Below are 17,996 nucleotides of genomic sequence, written 5' to 3'. Positions count from 1 at the left end.
CGGGCGATCGATCAGGAGTCGGCGACGACTGGCTCGAAGTTCGGATCGCGCTGTTCGACGAAGCTCTGCACGCCTTCCTTGAAGTCGGGTCGCTGCAGCGATTCGCGCATGATCGCGTTCGACTCCTCGAGCGCATCGCTGCGTGCCTCGTCGAGCTGGCCCCACACCTGCCGCTTGATCTGCGCCATCGACCACGGCGCGCTGTAGCGGCCGAGATCGCGTGCGTAGCTGACCGCTTCGGACACCAAGTCCTCACGCGGGAAGACCCTGCTGACGACGCCCATGTCCTTGGCCTCCTCCGCCAGGAAGACGCGGCCGGACATGAGGATGTCCAATGCATGCGAGGGTCCGACGACCCGGGGCAGCATCCACGACACACCGTGCTCGGCAATGAGGCCTCGGCGAGCGAATGCACTGGTGAACTTGGCTCCCTCAGCGGCGAAGCGGACATCGCACATCATGGCGTGGACGAAGCCCAGTCCAGCGCATGCTCCGTTGATCGCCGCTACGACCGGCTTGGGAATGGTCAATGCGTAGTCGTGCCGCTCGGCACGCAGTCGCGGGGCATCCTCGTCGGTGCCCTCGCCCTGGCCGCTGGAGATCCCCTGCAGGTTGTCCATGTCGGCGCCGGCACAGAATCCCCGGCCTGCCCCCGTCACCACGATGGCCCGAACATCCGGGTCGGCCGCCGCACGGTCGAGAGCGTCGAAGTAGCCAGTGCCCAGTTCGCCAGTCCACGCGTTCAGGCGCTCAGGACGGTTCAGCGTGACGACCGCCACGCCGTCGTCAACCTCGTACAGAACCGTGTCATTGGTCTGGCCGCTCATCCGGGTCCTCCTCGCTCGTGCCGATGCGTCCAGTGGCATCGGCGCAGACACCGCCGCGGCCACGCTACTCGCGCTAGTTGCGAGGCATCTCTTCCACGGTGACGGTGTCCATGGTGTCGCCGACCGCAATCGCGAGCGCCACGTCCATTCCCTCGGTGACGTAGCCGAAAAGGTTGTAAGCAGGCTGCAGCTTGGCGCGGCAGTCATCGATGCAGATGAAGAACTGGCTGCCGTTGGTGTCCGGCCCCGCATTCGCCATGGCCACTGCTCCCAGCGTGTACTCGCCCTTCACAGGCTCGTCGGCGAATCGGTACCCCGGGCCGCCACGGCCTGAGCCCTCCGGACAGCCGCCCTGGATGACGAACTCGGGCACAACCCGGTGGAAGGTGAGCCCTGTGTAGTAGCCGTCCTGGGCCAGATTGACGAAGTTGTTCACCGTCCCTGGGGCGAGCTGAGGGTCCAGGTCCATGACGATGCGGCCCTTCGACGTGTCGAGCGTGACACGCCAGATCGCATCGGTGTTGATGTTCATTGCAGGTGCAGCAGCCATAAGGCGCCGACCCTACTGACTATTGCGACCGTCTTATCGGGTGAGCGCCAGCGAAGCCTTGGCGCTCGCAAAGAACAGCGCTCGCACTAGTCAGTGGAGCGCAGGGTGCGGCCGGCGAGCGCGCCGGTGTGCTCGCCGTCGCGCATGAACACCTGCCCGTTCACCAGCGTGGCGTCGTAGCCGGCCCCTCGCTGGATGTAGCGGCCCGCGCCGCCGGGGAAGTCGTACACGTACTCAGGGCCCGACAGCGACAGGCGGTCGACGTCGATGATGTTGATGTCGGCGAATCGGCCGGCCTCAAGGCGCCCCCGGTCGACCAGCCCGAACAGATCCGCTGTGTCTGAAGTGATCCGGCGGACGCCTTCGGGCAGCGAGAAGAACCCGTTGTCCCGCACCCAGTGGCTCAGGAAGAACGTGGGCTGGCTGGAGTCCATGATCTGCCCGACGTGGGCCCCCGCGTCAGCGAGTCCCATCACGATGGCGTCGTGGCTCAGCATCCGCTCGATCGCATCGAAGTCCTGGTTCAGCACTGGCAGGCTCAGCATCACCGTTCCGTCGGAGCGATCGGTCGCATCCAGGAACAGCTCCACCGGGGACACGCCCGCAGCCGCAGCCTGTGCCTCCAGCGTGCCGTCGGGCCCGATCCGGTAATTCGGGTTGACGGCGTCGAGCAGGTACAGCCTGCTGAGGTCGACGAGCGAGTTCGCCATGCCCGTGGAGTTGGCGTCGGACGAGTTGGCCTCAGCCACGAGGGCTGCACGGGTGGCAGGGTCTCGGATGGCCTCGAGGCGTCCGGCGACGTCGAGGTTGCGAAGCGACCGCCACGTCTCGCCCGCGCGGTCCCACGGCGTGCGGTGCTGGATTCCGAGCACGACACCGATGGCGCGGCAGGTGGTCTGCGGGCGCAGCTTGGCGCCGGCGGCATTCTGCTCGCTGACATAGCCGAGCACCAGATCGCTCATCTCCGGTTTGCGAGCGGAGTACACGAGGCCGAAGGTGCTGGGCTGTCCGCTGCGCCGCGTGATCTCGCCGAGCACCTCGATCTCGTGGCGGCCTCCGGCAAAGTCGGGCCCGGCGGCCTCGAAGCGCGGCGCGGACTCGAACACGCCCCGGCCGTGGCGGCCCAGCACGTCGCCGAAGGCGTACAACTCGTTGTCGTCTGCGAACGTGCCCGGGATGGGGCGCCCGTCGGGGGTGCGGTGCAGCAGCGTGCGCGAGGTCGAGAAACCCAACGCGCCCGACCCCATCGCCTCGTCCACCAACTCGCACATGGCCGCGACCTGCGATTCCGACGCAGGGCGCTCATCGAGGCTGTCGGGTCCCATCGTGTGCCAGCGGACTGCGACATGCCCGACCATGCCGCCGACGTTGAGTCCCTTGGGCATGCGGTCCAGAAACGCCAGGTACTCGCCGTAGGACCGCCAGTCCCACGGCAGGCCCTGCATCATCGACTGCTTCGGGATGTCCTCCACGGACTCCATGACTTCGGCGATGTACTCGATGTCATCGGTCTTCACCGGAGCGAACGTGACCCCGCAGTTGCCCATCACGACCGAAGTGACACCGTGCCAGCACGAACTCGAGCCGATGGGGTCCCAGGCGAGCTGCGCATCGAGGTGGGTGTGGATGTCGACGAAGCCAGGCGTCACGACCTTGCCGGCAGCGTCGATCTCCGAGCGTCCCGGCGCCTCCACCGTGCCGATTGCGGTGATCCTCTCGCCGTCGATGGCCACGTCAGCGACCGTGGCATCGCTGCCGGTCCCGTCGACCACCAAACCGCCTCGAATGACTGTGTCGTGGGACATCAGGCGCTCCCCTCCGTCTGCGAGTCTCCGACGTCGAGCCTAGGCCAGCAGCACTGCCGACCGCCGTTGTCTCCGCGCTGCGGTGCTGGCTTCGGTACTCTCGAATGGATGCCGACTCCCCAGAGGGCTGTGACTGGAAGGGCGACTGCCGTGCACCAACTCGACTCCCGCCAAGAGGCTGCGCCGCAGGGCAACGCCAAACGCTGGCGTGCGCTTGCGGCAGCGCTGGCCGCTGCGACGCTGATCAGCGCGTGCGGTCTGCTGAGCGACGACGAAACGGATGCGACCACTACGACGGCCGCTGACGAGGCCATGATGTCGGACACGGGTTCCGACAGCGGCACGGTCGTGACGGCCGCGCCGACAACGACAGCCGCCGGCGACGACATGTCCGAAGATGAGCCAGCGGGTCCCGACGTGACGGTGGAATCCAAGCTGTCGACGGCGGGTTTGGGCCCGGTGCAGATCGGTCACACGCTCGAAGATGCCCGGACGGCCGCTGGCGCATTGCTGATCGCCGTGCCGGGCGGCTCTGACGCATGCCGCTACTACACGGTCCAGAACGGTCCCGAGGGCGTCCGGTTCCTGGCCGTCAACGCTGAGATCGTCCGTGTCGACATCGAATCCGGGCCGATCACGACGATCTCGGGTTACGGCATCGGCTCAACCCGGAGCGAGATCATCGAAGCCTTCGGCGACAGGATCGAAGACGGGCCCGGACTCTCAGCGATCCAGTACGTGCCGGTCGACGCGCCCGACATCGACAAGCGGGTGGTGTGGGAAGTGGACGAAGCCGGTGCGGTGATCTCGCTGCGGGCCGGGCGTCTCCCGCACATCGAGCCACGGGTGGCCTGCACGGGCTAGGCGCAACGCCGGAAGGTGCACCCGCTGCGGAGGCGGCAGAGAATTCTGCGACCAGCGATCCAGCAGGTCGCAACGTCGCAGAATTCTCCGCCGCCTCCGCAGCTATGACATCAGCGACTAGCGGTTTGCCGCGTCGCCGAGATTCTGGATTACGTCGATCCATAGCTGGGTGCTGAGCGCCAGCGAATCGACATCGACGCGCTCGTCGTTGCCGTGGAAGCGCAGCATGAAGTCGTTGGAGTTGACGCGGTTGCTGAACAGGCCCGCCCCGTAGGCCACGGCGCCCTTCAGGCGGAAGAAACGGGCATCGGTCGCGCCCACGATCAGTTGCGGGATCACGGGAGCGCCCGGGTGCGCCTTGGCCACGAGCTCGCTCAGCAGCTGCCACATCGGCGTGTTGGTCGGCGAGGAGCTGGCCGGATCGTCGTGGAGATGCTCAATCTCGACCTCGTCGAACAGCTCCCCGAGTGCCGCCCGCAGATGCTCGTTCACCTCGACGGGATCGCCGGGTGCGGTGCGGATGTCGACCTCGATCTCCACCTTGTCCGGGATGATGTTGGTCTTGTTGCCGCCGCCCACGACATTCGGGCTGAAGGTGGTGTGGCTGCATGCGTGCAGATGGCGAGCGAGGCCCGGCGAGTCGATGCCGGCCACGGCGTCGTAGACGCGGGCCGGGTCGAGCAACGCTTCGCGGGTCTCGTCGTCGACCCTCAATGTCGAGACATGGTGCTGCCACATCTCGGTGAGCTGGGGCGCTGGGCGGTACTCAGCGATGCGACGCACGATCTCGGCCGCCTTGATCAGCGCATTGTCGGTGCCGAAGGGCATCGAACCGTGACCGGGCGTGCCGCGCACGGTGAGGCGCCGCCAGCCGATGCCCTTCTCGCCCGCCGCGAGGGTGATCTTGGTGCCCTGTGGCGTGTGGTTCGGCATGCCGCCGAACTCGGTGAGCACGTAGTCGCATTCGATGGCGTCCCAGTGGTGCTCCGCCATCCACTTGGCGCCGTAGGTGCCGCCCGCCTCCTCGTCGGCAACGCCGAAGTAGATGACGTCGCCCTTGGGGCGGTAGCCGCTGCGGACGATGTGACGGAATGCCACTGCCATCGACGACGTGAGGTTGAGCATGTCGACGGCGCCGCGTCCCCACACCTCGCCGTCCACCAGCTCGCCGCCGAACGGATCCCGGCTCCAGCCCTCTGGATTGACCGGCACGACGTCGGTGTGGCCCATCAGGCACAACTTCGGCGCGGCAGGATCGGTGCCCGAGATGCGCGCCACGAGCGACCGGCGCCCTGGCTCGGACTCGAAGCTCTCGACATCGACGCCAGCTCCTTCCAGGAAGGTCTCCAACAGGTCGCTGTTGCGAACCTCCTCGCCTGACTCGACGGTCCCGTCATTGACGCAGGCGTTGCGGATCAGCTGCTGCAACAACTCGATGGTCTCGTTGGTCAGCGCTGGATCGGTGTGGTCGAGTTCGCCCATGGCAGCGATGTTACGACTGCGGCCGCGCCCGGCATGGCGAGCGGCGGCCTTCGGCCGCGCGTGCGCGGTCACGGCTACGGTGAGCGCCATGAGCGCCGCTGCCACCTCTGCAGGCACGCCGGCCCCCGAGAGTCTCGAGACGTTCAGAGATTCGACGGCGGCGTTCCTGCAGGATGCTGTCGCGGCCGGCGAGGCTTGCCCTGCGTACGGCGCGATCTTGGTGCCCGCACTGCACGATCATGCGCGCCGATGGCAGGCATTCTGCTTCGACCACGGCTGGGCCGGGCTGCATTGGCCGACGGAATACGGCGGCCGCGGGTTGAGCAGGGCGCACACCGGGGTATGGATGGAGGAGTGCGAGCGGGCCGGCGTTGCTCCCTACCTGAACCTGCAGGGGATCGTGCTGGCCGGTGAGGCAATCATGCGCACGGGCACTGATGCCCAGCGCGAGCGGTTCCTGCGGCCGACCCTGACGGGCGAGATGCTGTGGTGCCAACTGTTCAGCGAGCCCGGGAACGGCTCGGACTTGGGTGGACTCACCACTGCAGCAGTGCCCGATGGCAGCCGTTTCGTGCTGAACGGCCAGAAGGTGTGGTCCTCGAACGCACAGTTCGCCGAGTACGGCATCTTGATGGCCCGCACCGAGCCGGAGGCTCCCAAGCACCGCGGCATCAGCTTCTTCCTCTTGGACATGACCCTGCCCGGTATCGAGGTGCGACCTATCCGCCAGATGACCGGCGACAGCGAGTTCTGCGAGGTCTTCTTCGATGAGGTAGCGATGCCCGCAGACGCACTGCTGGGCGAGCGCGGCGGTGGCTGGGGCGTAGCCATGGCGGTGCTGGAGGACGAGCGCGGGGGTGCCGGCTCCTCTGGCGTCATCAGCCTCCGCAAACGCCTCGCCAAGATGATCGATGCGGCAGGCGATGCCGGACCGCTGGGTCGGCAATCGCTCGCCGATCTGCTCGCTCGGGGCGGCGCGCTGGCGGCGCTCATGGAACTGCACGGTGCCGATCCGCGCATGGCGCCTGTCTCCAAACTGGCAAACAGCGAACTCGGGTACGACGAGGTCGCCGCAGGAGCGGGACTCCGCGGTGCCGACGCGATGCTGGCGTCGGACGAGACTGAGGCATTCCTGTATGCGCCGGGAATGCGCATCGCGGGCGGCACCAGCGAGATCCAGCGCAACATCATCGGCGAGCGAGTGCTCGGGCTGCCCCGCGAGCCGTCCCCCTAAAGTTGACGGACCGGTCGTCGATGCCTCCGGGTTCGACGCGGCTGAATCCTCATGCGGGGGTGAACGACATGGCAACGGCAACAGAGGCAGAGCGGGAGGCATGGCGGGCCGGCGGCGCGGTGAATCCCGATCGGGAACAGGCGCAGTTCGGTGCGGGTGTCCCGCCTGCAGCCGAGCTCGGCATCGATGAGATCAACCCGCTGAATCCTCACCTGTTCCGCGAGGATCGCTGGCACGATCACTTCGCACGGCTGCGAGCGGAAGATCCCGTCCACTTCAACGAGCTGGGATCGGCGGGACGCTACTGGTCGGTCACGAGGTGGGCCGACGTCCGCGAGGTGGAGAGCGACGACGAGACGTTCTGCTCGGCCCACGGCATCACCGTCGGACCGCCCGCAGACACTGACTTGCCTCCGACGACGCCCCTGAACTCGTTCATCACCATGGACGCGCCCGAGCACCGGCGCCAGCGCCGCACCGTCCAGCCGATGATGGCCCCCACCAACCTGCGGAACCTCGAGGGGCTCATCCGGGAACGCGCGACGAAGGTGCTCGACTCCCTGCCTGAGGGCGAGACGTTCGACTGGGTCGACACGGTGTCGGTCGAGCTGACCACGCTGATGCTGGCGACCCTGTTCGACTTCCCGCTGGAGGACCGGCGAAAGCTCACCCGTTGGTCCGACTTGGTGACCACCATCCCCGGTCCGGAGGGCATCGTCGAGACCAGCGCCCAGCGGCGCGAGGAGTTCTCCGATTGCCTGCCGTACTTCGAGCGGCTCTGGGAGGAGCGGCGGACGAACCCCGGCAACGACATGATCTCGATGCTGGTGCACGGCGAAGCCACGAGTCACCTGCCCGCCGCGGCCCACCTCGGCAATCTGATCCTGCTGATCGTCGGCGGCAACGACACGACGCGCAACACCATGTCAGGCAGCGTGTACGCCCTCAACAAGTACCCCGATCAGTACGACAAGCTCAACGCGAACCCCGATCTCATCGCCGGCTTCGTGCCGGAGATCATCCGCTGGCAGACGCCGCTGGCCTACATGCGGCGCACCGCCACCGCCGACTGCGTGATCGGCGGCAAGCAGATCCGCAAGGACGATCAGGTCCTGATGTGGTACGTCTCGGCCAATCGAGACGAGGAGGTCTTCGGCGACAACGCCGACGACCTCGACATCGAGCGTCACAATGCCGCCAGTCACCTCTCGTTCGGCTACGGCTTTCACTACTGCCTCGGCAGTCGGCTGGCCGAGCTGCAGTTGAGGGTTTTGTGGGAGGAGATCCTGCCGCGCTTCGAGCGAATCGAAGTCCAGGCTGAGCCCCAGCGCTCGCTCTCCTCGTTCATCCACGGCTACACCTACCTGCCGGTCCGCGTCACGCGCCGATAGCCCAGACTGTTGGCTCGCCTGCAACCCTTTCGTCTGAGACTGTCTCGTCCGAACTCGATCCTCGAAGGAGCCCCTGCATGACCGTCAAGTTCTGCTGGTTCAACCTCATGCCATGGCCCGACCTGCCCGACGACTTCAAGACCGAGCACCGGTCTGTATGGGTCGATATCGACGGCTCACTGTTCGACCCCGAGCGCGCCAACGGCGTTTACCACGAGTACATGGACCAGCTCGAATTCGCCGACGAGCTGGGCTTCGACGGCATAGGTGTCAACGAGCATCACCAGAACGGCTACGGCATCATGCCGAGCCCCAACATCATCGCTGCCGGCCTGGCCCGGCGGACCTCGCAGGCCGCCATCTGCGTCATCGGCAACTCGATCGCCCTGTACAACCCACCGCACCGGGTAGCCGAGGAGTTCGCCATGCTCGACTGCCTCAGCGGCGGGCGGCTGGTGGCCGGGTTCCCGGTGGGCACACCGATGGACACCAACTTCACCTACGGGCAGATCCCGGCGCTGACCCGCGAGAAGTACTACGAGGCCCATGACCTGATCATGGAGGCGTGGACCAATCCAGACGTGTTCGCCTTCGACGGCAAGTACACCCAGCTGCGCTACGTGAACTGCTGGCCAAAGCCGATCCAGCAGCCCCACCCGCCGATCTACATCCCCGGCGGCGGTTCCATCGAGACGTGGGACTTCTGCCTCGAGAACGACTACAACTACTCGTACCTGAGCTTCAACGGCTACCTGGCCGGCCAGACGCTGATGGACGGGTACTGGAACCGTGTCGAGGAGACGAACAAATCCATGTCGCCGGGCCGTGCCGGGTTCGCGCAGATCATCTGCACGGCAGCCACCGACGCCGAGGCGGAGGAGCTCTACAGCGAGCACATGCTGTATTTCTTCAACCGCTGCCTGCACGTGTTCCCGGGCTTCGCCGACCCGCCCGGCTACCGGACGGTCAAGACCATCCAGGCCGGCAAGCTGGACCAGTTCCGCAAGGAGAACCAAGAGCTGTTCAAGCGGCTGACCTGGAAGGACCTGGTTGAGGGCGGCTACGTCATCGCCGGTTCACCCGACACCGTGCGCGAACGCATGGAGGACATGATCAAGCGGCTGCGCGTCGGCACGGTGTTCTGCCTGCTGCACATGGGCAACATGCCCGACTGGAAGACCCGCTACTCCAGCCAGCTGTTCGCCGAGAAAGTGATGCCGGGCCTGCGCGGCATCTGGGGCGACGAGTTCGCCGACGCCCCCGACTGGTGGTGCAAGCCGATGGACGACCGGGTGCGTCCCGAGGACACGATGGCTGACGCTCGCCGCTATCCCGAGGCGCCCAAGGGCCCGGTGGCATGAGCGCCACCGACACTGCACCCGCGCCGACCTTTGAAGAGGTTCTCATCACGACCCGGCGATCAGTGACTGCGCCGGTGCGCGTTTACGAGCCCGCAGGCGGAGCGTCTGCTGGCACGGCGACCGTGCTGGCGCTGCACGGCGCCGGCGGATGGCTGCCCGGCGAGCCCGTGCTCGACAGCCTGGCCGCGGCCGGCCTGCGCGTGGTGGCACCGGTGTGGCCCGCATGGAGCGAGCACGGCGACGAGGACCGCCTGTCCGACATGCAGGACTTCGCACTGCACGGCTGGGACGTAGCCACCGAGATGGGCCTGCTCCCACATTCGGGCGCAGGCTCGGGGATCGGCGAGCTGCACCTGATGGGCCACTCGATGGGCGGCATGATCGCCGCCGAGATGGCGGCCCTGGCACCCCAGTCAGTAGGCCGGATGGCCCTGCTGTGCCCCGCGGGGATGTGGCTGGGTGATCACCCGATTCCCGACATCTTTGCGATGCTCCCCTACCAGCTCGCCGAGGTGCTCTTCGCAGATCCGAATGTGGGTGAGGAAGTGCTGACCGGCGGCGCCGATTTCTCCGACAACGCCACGCTGACGCGCTTCATGGTGGCCCGGGCCCGCCAGCAGGGCATGGCCGGCAAGATCCTGTTCCCGATCCCCAACCGGCGATTCTCGGAACGGGCATACCGAGTGACGGTGCCCACGTTGCTGGTGTGGGGCCGACAGGACCGGCTGATCCCGCCTGCTTACGCCGACGCATGGCAGGCGGCGCTGCCCGACGCCACCGTCGAACTCGTCGACGGTGCCGGACACATGCTCCCCTACGAGCAACCCGCGGCCGTAGTGGCGGCGGTCACGGCCCACTTGGCTGGCTGAGGAGTGCTGCCAGGAAGGCAGCCGCCTCGATGAGGGCCTGGTCGGCCTCTGGCAGGTGGTGGTAGTGCCATGTGTGCCACAGGTGCTCCCACAATTCGAGCGTGATGTTGGTGCCCACGGCGACCGCGCGAGCCTGCAACTCGACGGCCTGAGACGCGAGGGGCTCATCGGCCCCTGCTTGCACGAGCACCCCAGGCAACTCGCTGAGATCGGCGCGTAGCGGCGACAGGCGAGGGTCAGCTGGATCGGCACCGCCGACGTAATGATCGATGAGGCGTCGTCCCTCGCCGTCGACGAGCGGGCTGCCGGGTACGGCAGCGTGGTCGAGCAAGGGACTGAACAGCGCGACCGCTGCCGGCCGAGCGCCTCGAGCTGTGGCCATCACCGCAGCGCTGAGCGCGAGCGCTCCCCCGGACGAGTCGCCTGCGAGCGCTACGGGAGTGTCGCCCGCGGCGAGCGCTAGGTACACGGCCAAGACATCGTCGAGGGCTGCCGGGAACGGGTGCTCCGGCGGTTGGCGGTAGTCCACTGAGACCACCCGCAGGGTCCGGCCCAGACGAGCGGTGATCGGGATCGCGACAGCGGCGCTGCCCAGCACGTAGCCGCCGCCGTGCGCATAGAGTACGACCGGGGCGCCGGAACCTGGCGGTGGGCCAGCGACGAGGCACGGCACACCTCCGATTTCCTGCCGTCGGTGCGGAACCTGCGGATCGTCAGCTTCGCCCCAGAGCGCGTTGGTTTCGGCCCGCCAGCGCGCCACCGCCGCATGATCGGAGAGGTCGGGCATCTTGATCGGTACCGACGGCTTGCGCTGCGTCCGGTAGGCGGCCGCTTGTGGCGAAAGATGGTGCCGGCGAAGGAAAGATGCTTGATCAGATCTCGTGCTCATGGATGGTGACGGAGGTCACTGCCTCGGAGCTGTAGGCCATCGGGATCAGCTCGCAGGCCAGCCAAGCCTGCCGCTGGTCGAGGTCGTGGCCGCCGCCGCGTACGCCCGACACACCATGGGGGACCACCCAACCGGAGCTGTCCCAGTCGCCGAGATCGAATGCGTACCGGGCAACGGAGCCGTGAATGGCTCGCTCGCCAGTCTCGGGCGCGGTGCCGCCTTGGCGAACGGTGTCACCGTCGCCGGCGCAGCCGTCGATCGGCGGATGCAAGTCCCGTGCCGCGGCGAGTGCCGAGGCAAGCGGGTGCGGCGATGCCATCCGATGCACCCGGCCCCACGTCCATTCGCTGGGGTCGTCGCCAAGGCGCTGCGACAGCTCGGCTGCGGTCTCGTCCACGCACGCGCTGACCGCCATGCGACGCCCGATGGGATTGTCCAGCCCCGGCACGACGTCGAGATTCCGCTCGCAGAGCATCCGTGTGGCTGCGCCCGCCGCCATGCGGCTGGCCTCGCCGGCAGGGGGCCATCCGGCAGCGCCGAGCTCGGCACCGGCGATGCCGAGCCGCTCGACGATCGACTCGATGAGCCGACGCTTGACGACCGCGTAGACGGTTGCCGCTGCCGAGTCGGCGGTCATGCGCTGATCCCAGTCGGCCAGCATGTCCAGCAATCCATGGGATAGCTCGTGACCGCACTCCACGGCGTACTCGGCGATCAGGCCGAGCACCTGCGGGGCCACTAGCGAGGTGACGTCACCGTGGACTGCGCTCATGTCGGCGACGGCGGCACCCGTCATCGGCGTCAGCAGCTCGCAGATGCGGTCGTGACGGCTCGGGCCTGCAAAGTCCAGCGAGATGTAGGGGCCGCCGTCGGCGGTTCGATTGTTGGCCGTCACCAGGAAGCCACGCTCGGGATCGGCCCACTGCGGCAGGTCTTCGAACGGCACGGGATGCAATCCATCCCAGGCGAATTCGTCGGTTCCGGGCACCGGTGTCCAGCGGCTGGCCGGAGAGCGCTCGATGACGCGCCCGCGGATCTTGAAGGCAATCGAACCGGCCCGGTCAGCGGCCAGCAGGTTGTTCACCGGCAGCACCCACGGTCGGACTGCTTCGATCAGCTCAGCCGTCGAGCCCGCGACCAGCATCGGCCATTGGGCATCCAGCGTTGTGTCGGCGCCGAACATACCGGTCCACTGCATCGAGAGTGCAACGCCATCGGCCGGGTCGCCGAGCACTACTGGTCCCCTAGGCGTGGCGCCGCAGAGCACCTCGACCGTGCCCTCGCCACGGATCTCCAGCGGCTCGTGGCGCCAGTCAACGGTCGTGCCGTCCGCCAGCCGCCACGAGCCAGCGTCCGCTGCGAAGCGCTCGACGAACACATCGGTGTCGTCACACATGCCATGGGTGATGCCCCAGGCCACTTCGGCGTTGTGGCCGAAGTGCGGGAAACCCGGCACGCCGGGGAAGCCCATCCCGATCGCATCGAACTCGTCGCAGCGGAGGTGGCACTGGTGGTACACGTTCGGGAACTCGATGCCGCGGTGCGGGTCGCCCGCCAGCAGGGGCTTGCCGCTGGCGGTGCGCTCGCCGCTGAGCGCCCACGAGTTTGATGCGCCGTCGGAGTCCATGGCTGCCGCCAGCGCTGCCATGTCGGATGCGCTGGCATCGAGCACGCGAACCGCATCGGCAAGCAGATCGGGACGGGGCAAATCGCCGGGCGCCATTGCAGCGTCGGCCTCGATGTCCCCGACCGTGGCCATGACGGCCTCCGGGCCGGCTTGAGCCAAGATGCGCCCGCGCCACAGCTTGCGGGTGAGCGTGCCCATGAAGATGTGCCGCAGCTTGTAGACGGCGACGCAGTGCCATGGCTCCCACGGCTCGGGCGGAGCCGGGTGATGCTCAAATTCCGCCGGCAGTGCGTCTTGATGGGTCAGGAGCCAGCGGTTCACACCCTGCGTGTAGGCCTCACACATCGCCTGGGTATGCCCGTTGAGCGCTGCGTAGTCGGCTCGGGAGATTGCGGCGAGCCCCAACCGGCGGAAGAAAGCGTCCTCACGGGCGCCAGCCATGCCGACGACTTCGGCCCAACGTCCGAGAGCCCGGCGACGATCCCACTCCATCTGCCAGATCCGGTCGTCGGCCGCCACCCAGCCCTGAGCCGCGAACACCGCCTCTGCCGAGAGCGCCTCGACATGGGCGATGCCCCACCTGTCACGCCGGACCGTCGCACCGAGTTCGCTCGTTGCAACACTGCCGCTCGATCCGCTGCTCGGGGTCATGGCGGCCACGCTAGGACGCCAGCGTTCGTTCGACAGCGTGTTTATCGCTGCTAGAGCGCTTCGGCGAGCGCGCCGTCCAGCTGAGGGTGAATGAACTCGAAGCCGTCCTCTGCGAGGGCATCGGGAAGCACACGGGTCGAATCGAGCAGCAGTGATTGGCCCACCTCACCCAGGGCGGCGCGGATCGCGAATTGCGGCGCCGGCATGAACGACGGACGTCGCAACGCAGCGCTCAACGCACGCTGGAAGTCGCGTTGGCGGACGGGGTTGGGTGCCGTCAGGTTGAACGCCCCGCTCGCGTCGCTGTCGATGAGATGGCGTATGGCCCGCACTTCGTCGTCGAGGCTGATCCAGCTCCACCACTGACGGCCACCTCCCAGCGGACCGCCGGCGCCGAGCCGCGTGATCGTCGCCATCCGATCAATGGCCTCGGCTCCGGAACCCACCACGAGACCGGTGCGTATGCGCACAAGCCGCACTCCGGAATCTGGGATCGGCACCGCTGCGCGCTCCCAGCGCATGCACACGTCTGCCAGGAAGCCGTCGCCCGGCAGCGACCGCTCGGTCAGCTCCTCGTCGCCCCGGTCGCCGTAGAAGCCGATAGCCGAGCCGCACACGAACACTGACGGCTTGGCGTCGAGCTCGCGAACAACTCCCGCGAGCAGCCTGGTGGACTCGACGCGGCTGGACATGATCGCCGCCTTGCGCCTGTCGGTCCACCGCCCTCCGATGCTCTCGCCCGCCAGATGCACGATGGCGTCGAGCCCCTCGAGCGCAGATGCATCGATGGTCCCAGCTGCCACATCCCATGCCACTGTCCGCTCGGCCGTCTCATCGGCGGCTGCCGACGCACCGACCGGATCGGTCCGCCGCGAGACGCCGACGATCTCGTGGCCGTCGGCACGCAAGCTCGCGGCCAGCGCTCCTCCGATCAGTCCCCGAATGCCCGTGATAGCGACTCGCATTGGGTTCATCACGTCCATCATGTCGCGCCAGCCCGCCCCCGCAGCGACGCGCAGAGCTGCCGCTCGGAGTAGCGGCCGACGAGTCTGATGCTCGGGCTAACGCCCGACGAAGTTCCCCGGGCGGCGTTCCGATACCGCCTTCATGCCCTCGCGGGCGTCCTCGGTGCCCGACAGGCGCAGCTGCTCTGCTGCCTCGCGCTGGGTGATCTCGCGCACCTTGTCGCCGAGGCCCAGCCGCAGCGTGGCCTTGATGGCCCGCACGGCCAGCGGCGCATTGGCTGCGATCTCACTTGCCACCTCGATGGCACGGTCACGCACCTGATCGGCCGGCACGCATTCGTCTGCCAGACCCAGCTCGACAGCCTCGTCGCCCTTGTAGCGCTTGGCGCCCAGCAGCACCTTTGCGGCGCGCTCGGGCCCCAGCAGCAGCGGCATCGTGGCGCTCATGCCGAAACCCTGATGGATGCCCAGGGAAGCGAAGTTGGCACAGAACCGGGCTTCGGGGCAGGTAATGCGGATGTCCGGCACCATGGCGAGCCCCAGACCTCCACCGATGGCCGGGCCGTGAATCGCCCCGACGATCGGCAGGGTCACATCGAACAGCCGACCCGAGCCCTGGTAGAGCTGCAGCGTGGCACTGCCGCCGACCTTCTCCTCGGCGCCGCCGCCGACGCCCTCGCCGCCCAAGTCGGCCCCGGCGCAAAACGAGCGTCCCTCGGCCGCCAGCACGGCGCAGCCGATGCTCATGTCCTGTTCCAGCTCCACCATTGCGTCGGCGATGTCGTGCACTTGGCGGTAGCTCAGGAAGTTGTGGGGCGGCCGATCCATGATCACCAGCCCGACCCGCCCGTCTCGCTCGACCCTCAGTCCGTCTGCCATCGACCCGTCTCCTGTCGCCTTGTCTTCGGTGGCTCAGCCTGCGCTTGCTCGGCGGCTCACGCTAGTGGTCGCCGAACTAGCGTGACCGTTCGAAGACGCCCGCTGCCCGTTCGGCAGCAACGAGGCCATATTGGCGGCCGACGAGGGGACAGCCGTGACGCAGACCGAGACAGCCGAGGCAACCACCGAGACTGCAGCGCACGTGCGCACAGCGTCCATCGACTGGGACGAACTGCTGGCGCGCCTGAACGCGGTGCTGCGGATCCGCACCACCCCGATCGGGATGAAGCTCTTCGAATCCGAAGCGGCAATGAACGAGGTGCCCCGGGTCCGCCGCCCGAGAGACATTCACACCACCGATCAGCTCGTGGGCATGGCATGCCGGCTGAACTGGACGGTGGGCTTCACCATGGACGACCTCGTGGGAGCGCAGTGCGGCGCTGTCATCGGCCTGCATCCCCAGGACGACGAGTGGCTCTCCGGCGACCGGATGGCAGGTGTGTGGTACGAGACGCTCGAGGATGCCTCGGCGCACCAGCACGCCATGGACTTCGTGCCGTATGGGTCCTATGAGGCCATGGTGGTGTCGCCGCTGTCGGCCAAGCGCCTGAACCCGCCCGATGTGTGCCTGATCTACGCCACCCCGGCACAGATGATCATCCTGATCAACGGCCTGCAGTGGCGCGGCTACGAGAAGATGGAGTGGGGCTGCGTGGGCGAGTCGGCATGCGCTGACTCCTGGGGCCGGGCGCTGCGCACCGGCGAGCCGAGCGTGTCCATCCCGTGCTTTGCCGAACGGCGCTACGGCGGCGTGATGGAAGACGAGCTGCTGATCGCGCTGACACCCGATGATCTTGTCGTCGCAGTCGAGGGCATGGAGGCGCTGGCCCGCAACGGCCTGCGCTACCCGATCCCGCCGTACGGCATCCAGACCGATGCGCGGGCCGGCTTGGGCGTCAGCTACGACTGATCGCGCCCTGCCAAACACGGCAAGCTTCAACCCGAACTCACCGACCGAGACAAGGAAAGAGATCAACGTGGCACTGCAACCCACCAAGGAAGGCTTCGACCTGGGCATCGTCACCGACAACGGCGACGAGATGCTGGCGTTCTACCGGGACGTGCTCGGGCTGGAGTTCGAAGCGACGCTGAACATGGAGCAGGTCGGCATCGCCCAGATGCACCGGCTGTGGGCGAACAAGAGCCTGCTCAAGCTGGTGGTGCCCGTCGCCGACGTGCCCGCCGGAGCCACGGGCGGCATCACCGGTGCCACCGGGCTGCGCTACTTCACGTTCAACGTCGGCAACTTCGAAGAGGTCATGACCGCGTGCGAGGACGCTGGGGCCAACATCATCTGGCGACGGTTGGAAGCCCGACCTGGCGTGGTGGTCGGCATGGTCGAAGACCCCGACGGCAACTGGGTGGAGTTCATCGACAATCCCGCCTGATCGCCAGAGTGTCGGCTGCAACTGCGGACCGGCGTGCCGCGGGTGCAACAGAGCCTGCGAAGATCTCCTGCAGCGCAGCAATGGGAGGCCCGCGCAATGCCTGAACCTCGGCGCACGACAGTCCACCAACTGCTGGCGCAGGCGCGCTCGGGCCTGGAGCGGGTCGGCCCTGCCGAGCTCGCAGAACTGATGGCGGTCGCTGGTTCCGCCGAGGGCGGGCGACTGCGCGTCATCGACATCCGGCCGCGAGACGACCGGGAGCGAACCGGCGTCATCGAGGGCTCTGAGCACATCGGGCAGCTGGTGCTGGAATGGCGTCTCGACCCCGACTCGGGCGCCTCGGAGGGAACCGCTGCAGACTTGGATGACCACCTCGTCATCCTCTGCAACCAGGGCTACAGCTCCAGTCTCGCCGCGGCTCAATTGCAGCGGTTGGGCTTCGCACGGGCCACTGACCTAGACGGCGGCATCGAGGGCTGGATCGAGCACGGTTTGCCCGTGGTGCCGCCGCATGACAACAGCGGCGGATCGAACGGCTAGTCGATCAGAGCCTCGCCGGGCGCCGAGAGCCGTGAGGCATCCCTAGCCCGCCGGCGGTGCCGGTCGCTCGCGCAGTCTCGTGATGACGTCGGCCATGAAGTCGTCGTCCTGCGCGCCCGGGATCACGAGTCGCCCGTCGAACAGCCAGCTCGGCGTGGCGCTGATCCCCCACTCGTTCGCCCGGGCCATCGACGCCCGCAGTGCAGGCAGCAGCTCGTCGTCGGCCACCACCCGGCGCAGCACGTCTGGGTCGATGGCCACGTCGGACGCCAGGCTGACGAGCACCTCAGGGTCAGCGACGTCGAGCTCTTCTTCCCAGTAGGCGGCGTACAGCCGGTCGTGGTAGCGCTCGCCGGCGTCGGGGTCGGCGTGCTCGACGGCCAGCGCGGCCTGGTGCGCCTTGGCGCTGTTGCGGAGGCGTTTCGGCACCACGAACGTGATGCCTTCGGCTTCGGCCATCGCAGCGATTCGCTCGAAGCTCATGCGCACCTCGACGCCCTCGGGCGGCACTTCGGGGTGGATCTCGTACGCCAGCCAGGTGATGTCGAGGTGGTGACGCTCAGCCAGTCGGACCGCCCGGGCCCGTGCCAGGTGGCACCACGGTCACAGGTAGT

At 67.6% G+C, this 17,996-nt stretch carries 17 protein-coding genes; 8 read left to right on the top strand and 9 right to left on the bottom strand.

The annotated features are described in order from the left end of the window. Window positions 1-11: 11 nt before the first annotated feature. The 3 genes from ACOGXE_RS14920 to ACOGXE_RS14910 form a co-directional block, all read right to left on the bottom strand. Entirely contained in the window at window positions 12-827 is an 816-nt protein-coding gene (locus tag ACOGXE_RS14920) for an enoyl-CoA hydratase (protein ID WP_419931684.1), read from the bottom strand. A 73-nt stretch (window positions 828-900) separates the two neighbouring features. Beyond that, window positions 901-1,377: a peptidylprolyl isomerase gene (locus tag ACOGXE_RS14915; RefSeq protein WP_419931683.1), complete on the bottom strand. Its 477-nt coding sequence runs from the start codon at window positions 1,375-1,377 to the stop codon at window positions 901-903. Between the two features lie 86 nt (window positions 1,378-1,463). Continuing rightward, the gene (locus ACOGXE_RS14910) at window positions 1,464-3,182 is read right to left on the bottom strand and encodes an N-acyl-D-amino-acid deacylase family protein (protein ID WP_419931682.1); all 1,719 of its coding nucleotides are present in this window, start codon (window positions 3,180-3,182) and stop codon (window positions 1,464-1,466) included. Between the two features lie 150 nt (window positions 3,183-3,332). On the opposite strand from ACOGXE_RS14910, the gene ACOGXE_RS14905 reads away from it, so the two are divergent. Further along, complete coding sequence (locus tag ACOGXE_RS14905) at window positions 3,333-4,046, top strand: hypothetical protein (protein WP_419931681.1); 714 nt, start codon at window positions 3,333-3,335, stop codon at window positions 4,044-4,046. 117 nt (window positions 4,047-4,163) lie between these two features. Here the strand turns inward: ACOGXE_RS14905 and ACOGXE_RS14900 are convergent, their stop codons facing one another. Beyond that, window positions 4,164-5,528 (bottom strand): M20/M25/M40 family metallo-hydrolase, encoded by a 1,365-nt coding sequence (locus ACOGXE_RS14900; protein ID WP_419931680.1) that lies wholly within the window; start codon window positions 5,526-5,528, stop codon window positions 4,164-4,166. 88 nt (window positions 5,529-5,616) lie between these two features. Between ACOGXE_RS14900 and ACOGXE_RS14895 the strand changes: the two genes are divergently transcribed. The 4 genes from ACOGXE_RS14895 to ACOGXE_RS14880 all read left to right on the top strand — a co-directional run bounded on the left by ACOGXE_RS14895 (window position 5,617) and on the right by ACOGXE_RS14880 (window position 10,383). After that, window positions 5,617-6,762 carry an acyl-CoA dehydrogenase family protein gene (locus tag ACOGXE_RS14895; protein ID WP_419931679.1) on the top strand — a complete coding sequence of 382 codons (1,146 nt, stop codon included), beginning with the start codon at window positions 5,617-5,619 and terminating at the stop codon, window positions 6,760-6,762. A gap of 68 nt (window positions 6,763-6,830) precedes the next feature. Further along, window positions 6,831-8,153, top strand: a complete 1,323-nt coding sequence (locus ACOGXE_RS14890; protein WP_419931678.1) for a cytochrome P450 — start codon at window positions 6,831-6,833, stop codon at window positions 8,151-8,153. Window positions 8,154-8,230: 77 nt separating this feature from the next. Next, window positions 8,231-9,514, top strand: coding sequence for an LLM class flavin-dependent oxidoreductase (locus ACOGXE_RS14885; RefSeq protein WP_419931677.1), 1,284 nt, complete (start codon window positions 8,231-8,233; stop codon window positions 9,512-9,514). Further along, on the top strand, window positions 9,511-10,383 hold the full coding sequence (locus tag ACOGXE_RS14880; RefSeq protein ID WP_419931676.1) for an alpha/beta fold hydrolase: 873 nt from the start codon (window positions 9,511-9,513) through the stop codon (window positions 10,381-10,383). The genes ACOGXE_RS14885 and ACOGXE_RS14880 overlap by 4 nt, the downstream gene beginning before the upstream one ends. Here the strand turns inward: ACOGXE_RS14880 and ACOGXE_RS14875 are convergent. From ACOGXE_RS14875 to ACOGXE_RS14860, 4 genes are all read right to left on the bottom strand, one after another. Next, complete coding sequence (locus tag ACOGXE_RS14875) at window positions 10,361-11,170, bottom strand: alpha/beta hydrolase fold domain-containing protein (RefSeq protein WP_419931675.1); 810 nt, start codon at window positions 11,168-11,170, stop codon at window positions 10,361-10,363. The two genes, ACOGXE_RS14880 and ACOGXE_RS14875, sit on opposite strands and share 23 nt — an antisense overlap. Before the next feature lie 85 nt (window positions 11,171-11,255). After that, on the bottom strand, window positions 11,256-13,550 hold the full coding sequence (locus tag ACOGXE_RS14870) for a penicillin acylase family protein (protein ID WP_419931674.1): 2,295 nt from the start codon (window positions 13,548-13,550) through the stop codon (window positions 11,256-11,258). A 50-nt stretch (window positions 13,551-13,600) separates the two neighbouring features. Further along, window positions 13,601-14,524: a TIGR01777 family oxidoreductase gene (locus tag ACOGXE_RS14865; RefSeq protein WP_419931673.1), complete on the bottom strand. Its 924-nt coding sequence runs from the start codon at window positions 14,522-14,524 to the stop codon at window positions 13,601-13,603. Window positions 14,525-14,611: 87 nt separating this feature from the next. After that, window positions 14,612-15,394, bottom strand: a complete 783-nt coding sequence (locus ACOGXE_RS14860; RefSeq protein WP_419931672.1) for an enoyl-CoA hydratase/isomerase family protein — start codon at window positions 15,392-15,394, stop codon at window positions 14,612-14,614. A gap of 202 nt (window positions 15,395-15,596) precedes the next feature. Here ACOGXE_RS14860 and ACOGXE_RS14855 point away from each other — a divergent pair, with 202 nt between their 5' ends. The 3 genes from ACOGXE_RS14855 (at window position 15,597) to ACOGXE_RS14845 (ending at window position 17,382) form a co-directional block, all read left to right on the top strand. Then, window positions 15,597-16,364 carry a DUF169 domain-containing protein gene (locus tag ACOGXE_RS14855; RefSeq protein ID WP_419933536.1) on the top strand — a complete coding sequence of 256 codons (768 nt, stop codon included), beginning with the start codon at window positions 15,597-15,599 and terminating at the stop codon, window positions 16,362-16,364. 67 nt (window positions 16,365-16,431) lie between these two features. Beyond that, entirely contained in the window at window positions 16,432-16,842 is a 411-nt protein-coding gene (locus ACOGXE_RS14850; protein ID WP_419931671.1) for a VOC family protein, read from the top strand. Window positions 16,843-16,938: 96 nt separating this feature from the next. Further along, window positions 16,939-17,382: a rhodanese-like domain-containing protein gene (locus tag ACOGXE_RS14845; RefSeq protein ID WP_419931670.1), complete on the top strand. Its 444-nt coding sequence runs from the start codon at window positions 16,939-16,941 to the stop codon at window positions 17,380-17,382. A 42-nt stretch (window positions 17,383-17,424) separates the two neighbouring features. Here the strand turns inward: ACOGXE_RS14845 and ACOGXE_RS14840 are convergent, their stop codons facing one another. Continuing rightward, window positions 17,425-17,973 carry a DsbA family oxidoreductase gene (locus ACOGXE_RS14840; protein WP_419933535.1) on the bottom strand — a complete coding sequence of 183 codons (549 nt, stop codon included), beginning with the start codon at window positions 17,971-17,973 and terminating at the stop codon, window positions 17,425-17,427. Between the last annotated feature and the right edge of the window lie 23 nt (window positions 17,974-17,996).

The organism is Candidatus Poriferisodalis sp., assembly GCF_965208555.1.
In the GTDB taxonomy this organism is placed as follows: Bacteria; Actinomycetota; Acidimicrobiia; order Acidimicrobiales; family Poriferisodalaceae; genus Poriferisodalis.
This window is presented reverse-complemented; position numbering and strand designations above follow the sequence as displayed.

Bases quoted from the DNA above. Each gene is read 5' to 3' on its own strand.
- ACOGXE_RS14920 (WP_419931684.1), bottom strand. From the start codon at position 827: ATGAGCGGCCAGACCAATGACACGGTTCTGTACGAGGTTGACGACGGC.
- ACOGXE_RS14915 (WP_419931683.1), bottom strand. From the start codon at position 1,377: ATGGCTGCTGCACCTGCAATGAACATCAACACCGATGCGATCTGGCGT.
- ACOGXE_RS14910 (WP_419931682.1), bottom strand. From the start codon at position 3,182: ATGTCCCACGACACAGTCATTCGAGGCGGTTTGGTGGTCGACGGGACC.
- ACOGXE_RS14900 (WP_419931680.1), bottom strand. From the start codon at position 5,528: ATGGGCGAACTCGACCACACCGATCCAGCGCTGACCAACGAGACCATC.
- ACOGXE_RS14895 (WP_419931679.1), top strand. From the start codon at position 5,617: ATGAGCGCCGCTGCCACCTCTGCAGGCACGCCGGCCCCCGAGAGTCTC.
- ACOGXE_RS14890 (WP_419931678.1), top strand. From the start codon at position 6,831: ATGGCAACGGCAACAGAGGCAGAGCGGGAGGCATGGCGGGCCGGCGGC.
- ACOGXE_RS14885 (WP_419931677.1), top strand. From the start codon at position 8,231: ATGACCGTCAAGTTCTGCTGGTTCAACCTCATGCCATGGCCCGACCTG.
- ACOGXE_RS14880 (WP_419931676.1), top strand. From the start codon at position 9,511: ATGAGCGCCACCGACACTGCACCCGCGCCGACCTTTGAAGAGGTTCTC.
- ACOGXE_RS14875 (WP_419931675.1), bottom strand. From the start codon at position 11,170: ATGCCCGACCTCTCCGATCATGCGGCGGTGGCGCGCTGGCGGGCCGAA.
- ACOGXE_RS14870 (WP_419931674.1), bottom strand. From the start codon at position 13,550: ATGACCCCGAGCAGCGGATCGAGCGGCAGTGTTGCAACGAGCGAACTC.
- ACOGXE_RS14865 (WP_419931673.1), bottom strand. From the start codon at position 14,524: ATGAACCCAATGCGAGTCGCTATCACGGGCATTCGGGGACTGATCGGA.
- ACOGXE_RS14860 (WP_419931672.1), bottom strand. From the start codon at position 15,394: ATGGCAGACGGACTGAGGGTCGAGCGAGACGGGCGGGTCGGGCTGGTG.
- ACOGXE_RS14845 (WP_419931670.1), top strand. From the start codon at position 16,939: ATGCCTGAACCTCGGCGCACGACAGTCCACCAACTGCTGGCGCAGGCG.